This window comes from Kosakonia sp. PSU_27, assembly GCF_039409795.1.
In the GTDB taxonomy this organism is placed as follows: domain Bacteria; phylum Pseudomonadota; class Gammaproteobacteria; order Enterobacterales; family Enterobacteriaceae; genus Kosakonia.
In genome coordinates this window covers 366,105-378,437 of sequence record NZ_JBCIVK010000003.1, presented here as the reverse complement: position 1 = coordinate 378,437, position 12,333 = coordinate 366,105, and the positions used below count along the sequence as shown (strand labels likewise).

The window sequence follows — 12,333 nt, the reverse complement described above, 5'->3', positions numbered from 1 at the left end:
TGAGTACCCAAACAGTATAACGAGCATCACAGACCGCTCAAAGGAAAGATTCGTGGCATACTGTGCAGTGTGAATGTGTAACCCCTGCGAGATAATGACTTTTACCTTACGCCCCTATCAACGCGAAGCCGTGGACGCCACCCTCGCCCACTTCCGTCAACATGCCGAACCTGCGGTCATTGTGCTGCCCACCGGTGCAGGAAAGAGCCTGGTTATCGCCGAACTGGCGCGGCTGGCGCGCGGGCGTGTATTGGTGCTGGCGCACGTTAAAGAGCTGGTAGCGCAAAACCACGCGAAATATGTCGCGCTTGGGCTGGAGGCCGATATTTTCGCCGCCGGGCTTAAAAGCAAGCAGAGCCACGGCAAAGTGGTGTTTGGCAGCGTTCAGTCCGTTGCGCGTAATCTGGCACAGTTTCAGGGCGAATTTTCCCTGCTGGTGGTCGATGAGTGCCACCGCATCGGCGACGACGATGACAGCCAGTATCAGCAAATCCTCAGCCATTTGCGCGAAGTGAACCCTCACCTGCGTTTGTTGGGCCTGACGGCGACACCTTTTCGCCTCGGTAAAGGCTGGATTTACCGCTTTCATTATCACGGCATGGTGCGCGGTGATGAAAAAGCGCTGTTTCGCGACTGCATTTATGAACTGCCGCTGCGCTACATGATTAAGCACGGCTACCTGACACCGCCGGAACGGCTGGATATGCCGATAGTGCAGTACGATTTCAGCCGTTTGCAGACGCAAAGTAATGGCCTTTTTAGCGAAGCGGATTTGAACCGCGAACTGAAAAAACAGCAGCGCATTACGCCGCACATTGTTAGCCAGATTGTCGAATTTGCACAGACGCGCAAAGGGGTGATGATTTTTGCCGCTACGGTCGAACACGCGCGCGAGATAACCGGCTTGTTACCTGCCGATGATGCGGCGCTGATCACCGGTGACACCCCCGGTCCACAGCGTGACGCTTTAATCGAAGCCTTCAAAAATCAGCAATTTCGCTTTCTGGTAAACGTAGCGGTACTGACAACCGGCTTTGATGCACCGCATGTGGATTTGATAGCTATTCTGCGCCCGACCGAATCCGTCAGCCTGTATCAGCAAATTGTTGGTCGCGGCCTGCGCCTCGCGCCAGGAAAAACCGACTGCCTGATCCTGGACTACGCGGGCAACCCGCACGATCTCTACGCTCCGGAAATCGGTGCGCCAAAAGGTAAAAGCGATAATGTGCCGGTGCAAGTGTTCTGCCCGGCGTGCGGTTTTGCCAATACCTTTTGGGGAAAAACCACCGCCGACGGCACGCTGATTGAACATTTTGGTCGCCGCTGCCAAGGCTGGCTGGAAGATGATGACGGCCACCGCGAGCAGTGCGATTTCCGTTTTCGCTTTAAAAACTGCCCGCAATGCAACGCAGAAAATGATATCGCCGCCCGGCGCTGTCGCACCTGCGATACAGTGCTGGTCGACCCGGACGATATGCTAAAAGCGGCGCTGAAACTGAAGGATGCGCTGGTGCTGCGCTGTAGTGGTATGACGTTGCAACAGGGCGCGGATGATAAAGGCGAATGGCTGAAAATCACCTATTACGATGAAGATGGTGCGGATGTCAGTGAGCGCTTCCGCCTGCAAACCGCCGCACAACGCACCGCCTTTGAACAACTCTTTATTCGCCCCCACACTCGCACGCCAGGCGTGCCACTGCGCTGGATTGTCGCGGCGGATATCGTGGCGCAGCAGGCGTTGTTACGCCACCCTGATTTCGTCGTCGCGCGGATGAAAGGCCAGTACTGGCAAGTGCGGGAAAAAGTGTTCGATTATGAAGGCCGTTTCCGGCGGGCACATGAATTACGGGGATAAACGCGCTTTTGATTGATGTATCGAACATTCAGGGATAGAATACCGCCCGCTTTTGCATCCGCAAAGCCGATCATCTGCCTGTTGCTGGGTCGCCTGTAACAGGATTATTTAAGAGAGATTCAAATGTTTACTATTAACGCAGAAGTACGTAAAGAGCAGGGTAAGGGTGCGAGCCGCCGCCTGCGCACAGCGAACAAGTTCCCGGCTATCGTTTACGGTGGAACTGAAGCGCCAATCGCTATCGAACTGGATCACGACAAACTGTGGAACATGCAGGCGAAAGCTGAGTTCTATAGCGAAGTTCTGACCATCGCTGTTGATGGCAAAGAAGTAAAAGTGAAAGTTCAGGCTGTACAACGTCACCCGTACAAAGCCAAACTGACTCACATCGACTTCGTTCGCGCTTAATCGCCGACAAGTTGAAGAAACCCCGCTCCGGCGGGGTTTTTTTATGCCTGCTCACTATCGATAAGCGGCTGGCCCGCCCATACGCGAATAATCCTCTTTCACTGCCAGCTCGCATTTAAGCTGGTTGAGCAATGCTCGCGCGCAGTCATGTGAAATCGATACCCGGGTTAACGGCTCCCGCGGGGCGCATGGCAGAAAACCTGCCCACACGGGCAGGTTCAGAGGATCACTTCCCGCCGGTCAAGCGGCGTTGCAGTTGGTCACGCAAATTCGGCGGCGTACCTTTAATGGTCAGCGTATCGGTCGCCGGATCCCAGAAAATGCGCTCGCCGAGAAGTAACGCATCGAAATTGATGGTCAGGCCACCGCCGCTACCGGCATATTTAGTCAGCTGACGCAGCGTGCTGCGATCCGCCGGGAAACTCTCTTCCAGCTCGTAGCCCTGACCTGCGGTGAACTCCTCGAAACTGACTTCACTCACGCCTGCCAGCTCTTTGGAGAGCGACGCCAGTTCAATCTCTTCGCCCGCCTGCAACTGCTCATTACAGTAGGTGTAAACTTGCTGGCGTACCGTCTGGCGTTCTGATTTATCCAGCTCCGCCTGAGCGGTAAAATCGTCCACCGCTTGCAACAACCCGCGGTTTTGCGCTTTGGCGTTCAGCCCTTCGCTGGCGCCGAGGAAATCCATAAAGAAGTCGGCGACTTTTCGCCCTACCCGGCCCTTCAGGAATGTCAGATAGCGGGTCGACTCTGGATTGGTTTCCCACTCCGTGAGATCGATACGTGCAACGATATCCGCATGATTAATATCCAGATAGTGTGTAGAGCTGATATCCAGATGTTCATTAACGCGCATGCTGCTTAAGTTGTTCAGCACGGCGATCAGCAGATACTCCACCGCAAGGTATCGGTAGTGGCAGAAAAGCACAATACCGCCATCGGCGAACGGATATTTTGCCAGTTCATCACGTAAGCGCCCGGTTGCCGCACGGCTGAAGGCCAGAAACGCCTCTTCGCCCTGGCGCTGCAGACGCAGCGCTTGCGCCAGCTCGCTCTCATCGTTAAACAGGCCGTAGGCTTTATTTTTCGCACTGTAAACCCGGTGCAGCTCAGCGACCATCTCTTCGACAGGCGCGGTTGGTTCCAGCAAAGAATCGCGCAGCACCAGTTCGAGGGTTTGCTCATCACGTTTGATAAGCTGGTGCAGGGCAATCTGGTTGATGTCCAGACTCATGATAAACTCTCCTTTTAGACCGGCGGTATTCAACCACCACCAACGCGACTGTGCAACTGCTGATAAAAAAGCAGAAAAAAAGCTGTTGCTACGGTAATATGTTGCCCTTTCATGAACAGACTGATTTCGATTTATGCCACAAATCTCCCGCTACAGTGATGAACACGTTGAAAAGCTTCTGAGTGAGCTGGCTAACGTACTGGAAAAACACAAAGCACCGACCGATCTCTCTCTGATGGTGTTGGGCAATATGGTGACGAACCTGATTAACACCAGCGTCGCCCCCGCACAGCGTCAGGCTATCGCGAAGTCTTTCGCGCAGGCGTTACAATCGTCCATCGGCGACGACCAGGCGCATTAAGGGAAATAGCGACAGTTTATGGTGACCAATCGTCAGCGCTACCGTGAAAAAGTCTCCCAGATGGTAAGCTGGGGGCACTGGTTCGCGTTGTTCAACATTCTGTTGTCCATCGTGCTCGGTAGCCGTTATCTGTTTGTTGCCGACTGGCCGACCACCCTCTCCGGACGTATTTACTCCTACCTGAGCGTGGTCGGGCATTTTAGTTTTTTGGTTTTCGCCACTTATCTGCTGGTGCTGTTTCCACTGACATTTATTGTGATGTCCCAGCGGCTGATGCGCGTATTGTCAGCGCTGCTGGCGACCGCCGGCATGACGCTGTTGCTGATAGACAGCGAAGTTTTTACCCGTTTTCACCTGCATCTCAACCCGATCGTCTGGGAACTGGTCATTAACCCGGACCAGAATGAAACCGCGCGTGACTGGCAATTAATGTTTATCAGCGTGCCGGTGATCCTGCTGATTGAGATGTTATTTGCGACCTGGAGCTGGCAGAAACTGCGCAGCCTTACCCGGCGTCGCCACTTTGCCAAACCGTTGGCCGCTTTTTTCTTCGTCGCCTTTATTGCCACTCACGTGATGTACATTTGGGCCGACGCCAATTTCTATCGCCCCATCACCATGCAGCGGGCGAATCTGCCACTCTCCTACCCAATGACCGCACGTCGTTTTCTGGAAAAACACGGGTTATTGGATGCGCAGGATTATCAGCGACGCCTGGTGGAGCAAGGCAACCCGGAAGCGGTATCAGTACAGTATCCGCTAAGTGATTTGCGTTACCAGGATATGGGTTCCGGCCAGAACGTATTGCTGATTACCGTCGACGGTCTCAACTACTCACGTTATGAGAAACAGATGCCGCAACTGGCGAGCTTCGCCCAGCAAAACGTCACGTTTACGCAGCATATGAGCTCTGGCAATAACACTGATGGCGGCTATTTCGGTCTGTTTTATGGCATATCGCCAAGTTACCAGGATGGCGTGCTGTCAGCGCGTATTCCGGCGGCGCTTATTACCGCTTTGAACCAGCAGGGTTACCAACTGGGGTTGTTCTCTTCCGACGGTTTTAGCAGCCCGCTCTATCGCCAGGCACTGTTATCTGATTTTTCGTTGCCCGCGGCAAAAGTGCAGAGCGATGAGCAAACCGCCGACCAGTGGATTAGCTGGCTGGGGCATTATGCGCAGGAAGATAACCGCTGGTTCTCGTGGATTTCGCTAAACGGCACCGCGTCTGTTGATATGTCGCAGCCCGGCTTTGCCCGTAAATATGGCAAAGCCGCGGCCAGTGTCGATGATCAGATTGCACGGGTGCTGGATGCCCTGCGCGCCTCCGGTAAGCTTGATAACACGGTGGTGATCATTACCGCCGGACACGGCGTTCCGGAAAGCAAAGATGGCAACCATTTTGACTGGTCACGTAGCCGGTTGCATGTACCGCTGGTCGTGCACTGGCCGGGAACGCCTGCGCAACGTGTTAGCAAGTTAACGGATCATAAAGACATTATGACCACGCTGATGCAGCGTCTGCTGCATGTCAGCACGCCGGCAAGCGAGTATTCACAAGGTCAGGATCTGTTTACCGCCACGCGTCGTCATAACTGGGTAACCGCTGCGGATAGCGACGAGCTGGCGATTACCACACCGGAAATAACGCTGGTGCTGAACCAGAATGGGAATTACCAGACCTGGAATGCGCAGGGTGAGAAAATTCGCGATCAGAAACCGCAACTCAGTTTGCTGCTGCAGGTTCTGACGGATGAAAAACGTTTTATCGCTAACTGATTGATTAATTATGAATCACTCAGTCTGCCCTTAGCTTGCATTCAGCCATGAAAAGGGTAGTATTAGCGCCACATGTCGGCACGTAGCGCAGCCTGGTAGCGCACTGTCATGGGGTGTCAGGGGTCGGAGGTTCAAATCCTCTCGTGCCGACCAAATTACAATATGGTGTGGTTCATTTCAGACCATAGACCTCGATAAAAACCGCATTCACACTGTGTTTGCGGTTTTTTTTCATTCATAGCAGTTCAGTCTGATACATTTACAGTTCAAAGATACCGGCCTCACGGCAGACATCTTTCACTGTTCATCCGGCTTCAACCATCCTGGACACAGTGATGATCTGATGCTCAGTAAAACGGGCTTTACGCATAGCGAGCGCCTTCATGGGCAAGAATGAATATGCAGGAAGAGCTCTGAAAGTGAATGGGTCGATTAAGCCGGGTACTTACACTAAGAGCCTGTATAGCACAAACCCTGCGTTTTTTATGCCCGCAATTGACTCTGGTCTATGGTCTAATTCCTTGCCAATAATACATCTTGAAACGCATTACCGTTTTTGAAATACCTAAAAGTTAAAAAGAAGCTGGCCATAAGCCAGCTTCTTTTCAGATAGTTACCGCATGCATAACGGTCAAAGATTATCCAGGTCAATAACATTATCAAACAGGGATAACGTTTTAACGTCATGGGTAGATAATACAATCGTTTTATCACTGGTCATTAAAGAGTCTAATGCCAGCATAGCACTTTTTTCATCGAGATTAGCGGTCGGCTCATCGAGCAAAATAATAGATTTAGATGAAAGTAATGCCCTGCAAAGCATCAATCGTTGTAATTGACCGGAAGAGAGAACGGGATTACCTGGCGATATTTTAGTGTACAACCCTGCAGGCAAAGATGTAATTACCTCCAATAAACCAAATTTCCTCAACATTTCGCGGCAATCACGTTCATTAGCCTCTCCACCACTATACCAGACGATATTATCATAAATCGTGCCGTTAAATACGATAGAGCCTTGTGGAAGATAATACACATTGGAATAAAACAGATGCAGGTCATCTTTATTTATTTTTTGACCATCTATAATGAAATCACCGTTTCCTGGCTTATATAATCCAGCCAATAATTTCAATAAGGTGCTTTTCCCGGCACCGGAAGTTCCTATTACAGCGGTCCTGGAATGCAACGGTATTTCAATAGTTAAATTTTTAATAATTGCACTATCGGGTCCATAACCAAATTGTAGATTCTGGACACAAACTGATTCTTTAATTGTAGAATGCTGACGAGTAATGTCGATTTCTTTGTAAGATAACATATCTTTTAATCGCTCATCAGAGACCTTTTGCAGTTTCTGTGCAACGCAACATTGATAGAATTGATTGATGCTATCCATCGCAATCCGTCTGAAAAACCAAAAGGCAATCACATTTCCGTAAGATATATGTAATTCACTTATGCTATAGAATGAGATCCACAAAAACAACATTGAATCAATGTTACTCAGAAATGAAAATATTGCATTCTGTCTAATATCAGTTGAGCTAACCTTTTTGTATCGATGAAACAACACTTCAAGTAAATGATTATACCTTCCAAGAATGCCAGTGCTTAGCTCACCAGACCTAATAGCCTGGATTCCATTTATTGTTTCAAGATTAAATGTTTCAATATCCGAAACACTTTCTTCAAAGCTTTTTGCAAATGACTTTTTGATACCTGCAAAGTAATAACTAACGCAACCAAAAATTGCCATAGTTCCGATTGAAAGGATCGACAAAACAACATTTAGCCATAACATTATACATAGAGTTATAACTGTTATAATCAGTGCCTTATATTTATCATTAAGTATTTTTTCCCTGTTGAGAATAGCCATTCCAATGGAATTAATCCGCTGATTAATATCAGCAGAAGATCGTCGTTCATAGTAAGAAATATCTTTCTTCAATAACCGCTTAAACAATGAAGGTTTATATTTGGTTGCTGCATTTATCGCTGCATTTAAACCATATTTGTTACTAATGTATTGCAGGAATGATATAAAACAAAACAGCAAAATCATTCCCATAAACATAATATTGATCTGTTCATCTACGAAGAAATGTTGATCTTTCGATATAAATGAGAACAGCATCGGCGTAATCAAAGAAAAGAGCGACAAAAATATTGCCAGTAAACATCTTTTCATAATCCCCGGGAAAGAGAGTTTTTCTAGCCACCCGCTTTCACTTCTAATTTTACCCGAGCTTTTTTTATCCTTATATAATGATTCATCAAGGATCAAGCCAAACCCCGTTGCCGATAATTCAAGTTCTTCGGCCGAGATCATTAGCCTGCCAGTAGCAGGGTTTAAAACCTGAAAGAAGGCACCGTGATGACTATATACATAAACATAATGATTTCCGCCATAATGCAATATACATGGAACGGGTAAATACTGAATGCTACTAACATCAAATTTAACCGGTAAGGCCTCATACCCGTATGATTTAAGTATAGTAACTAATAAATCGAGGGACGTACCATCACCGCCACCCCATTTATCACGTAAGTCAGTTAACGTAGTATTTTCACCTAAGGTATTGAGCATCATGCAAGCACATGCAAGCCCACACTCGGATATTTCTCCTTGATAAACCATTTCAGGAGAAGAATAATATTTCTCTTTCATAATATTAAATAAAACCTAAAAATTATAACTATAGAAGGACGTGTAGTGCCACAAAGTCCATTCATTGCTATATCTGCAGATACCCTGCTCAACTAACTCAGGCATTTTCTTTTCGATCTTGCGATGGTCAACGCAATCTAAAATATCTATATTTAAATTATTTTTATCATCCAGCTTGATACAGTAAAATAACGTCGACTGTTTTAGCAGGCGGCTAAAAACAGGAAGACCTGAGTGCAACTCACAGCTTCGCTTCAGCAATCTGACTGGAAACGTTTTCATTTTTTTCTTTGTAAGCCTGGTTGTACATTCAGGAAGTGCATCAGGAAAGATAACAAGGTTCTTTTGATTCTCTACCAGGGAAAAAATAATATTCTGCAAACTATTACCTTCATTACCCTCCATTGCTTCAGGGTTGAATTGTTCAATAGAGATACCCTGCGAGTTATTATTTTGCTTTTCATGGAGACTTTGCATTGAATTGTGTACAGAGACAACGACCACCGGCTTTCCCGTAACCCGCGCGGCAATCACCGTCTGTAAAATATCCGAGACTGTGTGCAATGGCGCAAATATCAGATGAGAAGATATATTATTTTCATCAATATAGCTCCTTATTTTTCCTGCACAGGCTTCCAACTGCTCCAGCAGTTGTTTATTCTCATTAACCAGCGCATTCTTTAATATTTTTTGTCGCATCACACAAAAAAAATGTGTTGTGGTGCTTTGCAAACCAAGAACGTTGTAATGCGTTTGCCTGAAACTATTATTCAGGCCATAACTCTTACCAAATAGAAAACAATATTTTTCAGAAATATAGAGTAAAAATCGGTAATCTATATATTTAAAAAATAAAGCTATCAGCTTACTTTTTATTGTTCTAAAAATGGTTATTTTCTTGTAATAAACACGAACATAACCTGACAATAACAAACTAAGAAATTCAAAGCCTGGCATCGCGCTCTCAACTGGTCTGTATTTGTGAATTATACCTGAATGTTAAGCGGTCATTCCGCCATCAAGCACAATTGTTTGGCCTGTCATATATTGACAAGATTCACTAATCATAAATCGTGCAACCTTTGCCACCTCTTCCACAGAGCCAAACCGGCGCAGCGGGATTTGTGAACGTAATTTTTTCAAGGCATCTGGCGATAAGTTGTGCGTCATATCACTGTCTATGACCCCCGGAGCCAGGCAGTTAACGCGAATACCAAATCGAGCAACTTCAAGTGCCAGTGACCGGGCCAGCCCAAAATGAGCCGCTTTGCTTGCACCATAAGCCGTTTGACCAATATTGCCTTTTATTCCCGTTACCGAACTCACAAGCAAAATGACACCATCGCCATTCGCCATCATTTCAGGCAGGAGATACTTATTCCAATAAAAAATGGCGTTGAGGTTTGTATCAATCACATTCCGCCATTGCTCAATCGATTGACGAATATGCAGTTCATCCTGAGTGACCCCGGCATTATGTATGACGGCTTTAGGCGGCCCATATCGATTTAACAAATCCTTCGCGACCGTTTCCACCTGCACAACATCACAGTTATCGCAAACCACATGCTCAATGAAGGTCTTACTGGACTGATTATTTTCATCCGGGCTGGATTTTGTCGACCGTGAAGTGAATACAATATTATTGTCACTACGTAATTCAGTGACAATGGCTGAACCAATCCCGCGATTTCCACCTGTAACAAGGATCCATGAGTCACTCATTATTAATCACCTGAAATGCTAAGCTGATAAAACGGATGTACAAAACTCTTTAAGAGTAATGTCAGTTGATTTCATTGCTGCGTCGAAATTTATAGTTATATTAAATTGCTTTTTAACCATTACCATCAGTTCTACATAGTCCAGGCTATCTAAACCTAATTCTGAAATAGTCGTTTGCTCGTTTATCTCTTCTAAAGGAAGATCTTTTGCATCGGCAATAGTGCTTGCAATAGCGTTATAAAGCTCTGTGTACATATTCATTTCCCCTGTGAGTTAATGGCAACTTTCAGTGTTGCCGACATTTGCATGAGTGTATTTTGTTTTTCTTTTGCCGCCACCTGAACTTGAATTAACCAGCCGTAATCTGCATCACCGGTTATCAATGGCCTTGCAATAGAGAGACACAAATCTTCTATTTTTTGCCCCCCTCTGTAAAACAAGGAAGAATGGCAATAGAAATCATAATGCGTTTGTAATACGTGTTCCTGCGACAACAGCGCTGATAGCGAATGCACGGGAGTACATTTATTTAAAAAGTCGGCAGGAAATAAATCCTTAGTCCTGAATAGTTCTCTGAACATTACTGAGGACAAAAAAACGGCATAATTTTTTTCTATGTCAGCAGGCCACAGTGCAACAACCTCATCCTGATATTCCTTCGACAAAACCCTTTCAGCAATAACATCGTTGATGGTTGGATAATTTGCCTGAGAAATAGTGCCGCGAATATGTGTGATACCGGTTGAGGAATCAATCAATTTGAAGGTTGTCTTTGTTTCTCCATCATTATGGCGTAAAGAGTACATCGTGCCACACGATACCGGTTTTTCAAATTTTGCTGAAAACTTTACCGGAGAAGAATATGTTGCGCTAAAAATACCGGAATGATTAATCAGCTCATTTTGTACATCTGCCAGTACACGCATGCCATGCGCAACCAATGCTGTTTGATTCAGTTTAGCGACAGCAAGTAGATCAAAGTGTATCGGGTTGTAATCACCAGAAAAATGGGCCCAACGCTTTGCGTGAAAGCCATCATATGTCATGTCTGTCATAACGAGCGACCTATGACCAGAGCAGCATTTGTCCCCCCGAACCCAAAACTGAGATTCAGTACATTATCTACAACAGTCTGACGATGCTGGTTTGGAATGAAATCAAGATCACATTCTGGATCGGGGCGGTTCAGATTACGTGTTGCCGGCAGGATATTGTTTTCCAGCACCTTCAGACAGACAATGCTTTCGAAGCTACCTGCTGCAGCAATCAGATGCCCGCTGTATGATTTTGTACTCGAAACGGGGATCTCATATGCATACCGCCCGAAGACATCTTTAATAGACTGTGTTTCATTGAGATCGTTGAGCATGGTTGATGTTCCATGCGCATTTATATAACCAATTTCATTAGCGCTTAGCCCCGAATCAGCTAACGCTTTCTTGATAGTAGAAACGCGTGAAAGCTTATCCTGTGCAGGAGCGGTAAAATCAACTCCATCGGAAAAATTCCCGTATCCTTTAATTTCACCGAGTATGGTCGCCCCTCTTGCCAGCGCTGATTCGCGCTCCTCCAGACACAGGATAGCCGCGCCTTCAGATAAAACGAACCCCGAGCGGTCAAGACTGAATGGGCAAGAGGCTTTTTGGATATCATGTTGTTCATGCGTTAACGCCTGAAGCACATCAATCATCCACACCGATGCATTTGATGTCAGTGATTCACTTCCACCGGCAAGCATCATGGTCATGTGCCCATTTTTAATTAATTCATAAGCCTCGCCAATAGCCATGCTCCCCGTGGCGCATGCTGCTATCGGGGTATTTTGATACCCCCTCAATCCCCACATGATGCTGCAGGCGGCAGTTGCGACGCTTGGCATTGCATGAAAGCAGCTAAACGGCGAGCCAACACCAACAAGTTTATAATCATCATAATTATGGTAGGCGTCATCAATTCCCCCCCAGCCGGTGCCGACAATCGTGCCGCATTTCAGGGGGTCGTAGATATCGGCAGGTAGAGACTGGTTAAATGCCATTGCAACAGCTTCCTGCGCAGCCGCAAGACCAAGCCGTGCAAAACGAGGTAATTTCCGTCGAATAGAAGCAGGAACCCCCGTTAACTTAGGTTCATGCGCAATCAAGCCATAAAATTTCGAGTTAATACTCGCATCCGTTTTATCAACGTACTGATAGCCTGTTTGGTAATCCATAATAGATTTCCAGCTTTCTTCCGCTGAGCTTCCCAACGGCGTAATCGCACCGTAGCCGGTGATAACAACGCGTCTATGTTCCATT

11 protein-coding genes and 1 tRNA gene are annotated in these 12,333 nt (G+C 46.8%); 5 read left to right on the top strand and 7 right to left on the bottom strand.

Annotated features, from left to right (window positions below; translation table 11 throughout):
• Positions 1–94: 94 nt before the first annotated feature.
• Both AAIG26_RS08715 and rplY read left to right on the top strand, forming a co-directional pair.
• A complete protein-coding gene (locus AAIG26_RS08715; RefSeq protein WP_343180482.1) occupies positions 95–1,855 on the top strand; it encodes a DEAD/DEAH box helicase in 1,761 nt (586 codons plus the stop codon).
• Between the two features lie 123 nt (positions 1,856–1,978).
• Positions 1,979–2,263 (top strand): 50S ribosomal protein L25, encoded by a 285-nt coding sequence (gene rplY / locus AAIG26_RS08710; protein ID WP_017458549.1) that lies wholly within the window; start codon positions 1,979–1,981, stop codon positions 2,261–2,263.
• A gap of 226 nt (positions 2,264–2,489) precedes the next feature.
• On the opposite strand, the gene yejK is transcribed toward rplY, so the two are convergent.
• Entirely contained in the window at positions 2,490–3,497 is a 1,008-nt protein-coding gene (gene yejK, locus AAIG26_RS08705) for a nucleoid-associated protein YejK (RefSeq protein WP_065370492.1), read from the bottom strand.
• A 133-nt stretch (positions 3,498–3,630) separates the two neighbouring features.
• On the opposite strand from yejK, the gene AAIG26_RS08700 reads away from it, so the two are divergent.
• The 3 genes from AAIG26_RS08700 to AAIG26_RS08690 all read left to right on the top strand — a co-directional run bounded on the left by AAIG26_RS08700 (position 3,631) and on the right by AAIG26_RS08690 (position 5,790).
• Positions 3,631–3,858: a YejL family protein gene (locus AAIG26_RS08700; protein ID WP_017458551.1), complete on the top strand. Its 228-nt coding sequence runs from the start codon at positions 3,631–3,633 to the stop codon at positions 3,856–3,858.
• 18 nt (positions 3,859–3,876) lie between these two features.
• Positions 3,877–5,637: an LPS biosynthesis-modulating metalloenzyme YejM gene (gene yejM / locus AAIG26_RS08695; protein ID WP_343180481.1), complete on the top strand. Its 1,761-nt coding sequence runs from the start codon at positions 3,877–3,879 to the stop codon at positions 5,635–5,637.
• A 76-nt stretch (positions 5,638–5,713) separates the two neighbouring features.
• Positions 5,714–5,790, top strand: a tRNA-Pro gene (locus tag AAIG26_RS08690).
• A gap of 478 nt (positions 5,791–6,268) precedes the next feature.
• Here AAIG26_RS08690 and AAIG26_RS08685 read toward each other — a convergent pair.
• The 6 genes from AAIG26_RS08685 to AAIG26_RS08660 are packed head-to-tail and all read right to left on the bottom strand — an operon-like array spanning position 6,269 to position 12,332.
• Positions 6,269–8,314, bottom strand: coding sequence for an ATP-binding cassette domain-containing protein (locus tag AAIG26_RS08685; protein WP_343180478.1), 2,046 nt, complete (start codon positions 8,312–8,314; stop codon positions 6,269–6,271).
• A 15-nt stretch (positions 8,315–8,329) separates the two neighbouring features.
• Positions 8,330–9,271: a hypothetical protein gene (locus AAIG26_RS08680; protein WP_343180477.1), complete on the bottom strand. Its 942-nt coding sequence runs from the start codon at positions 9,269–9,271 to the stop codon at positions 8,330–8,332.
• Between the two features lie 42 nt (positions 9,272–9,313).
• Entirely contained in the window at positions 9,314–10,039 is a 726-nt protein-coding gene (locus AAIG26_RS08675) for an SDR family oxidoreductase (protein ID WP_343180476.1), read from the bottom strand.
• Positions 10,040–10,057: 18 nt separating this feature from the next.
• Positions 10,058–10,294 carry an acyl carrier protein gene (locus AAIG26_RS08670; RefSeq protein WP_343180475.1) on the bottom strand — a complete coding sequence of 79 codons (237 nt, stop codon included), beginning with the start codon at positions 10,292–10,294 and terminating at the stop codon, positions 10,058–10,060.
• Positions 10,295–10,296: 2 nt separating this feature from the next.
• Entirely contained in the window at positions 10,297–11,094 is a 798-nt protein-coding gene (locus AAIG26_RS08665) for a MaoC/PaaZ C-terminal domain-containing protein (RefSeq protein WP_343180474.1), read from the bottom strand.
• Entirely contained in the window at positions 11,091–12,332 is a 1,242-nt protein-coding gene (locus tag AAIG26_RS08660; protein WP_045514500.1) for a beta-ketoacyl-[acyl-carrier-protein] synthase family protein, read from the bottom strand. Before AAIG26_RS08660 ends, AAIG26_RS08665 begins: the two co-directional genes overlap by 4 nt.
• Between the last annotated feature and the right edge of the window lies 1 nt (position 12,333).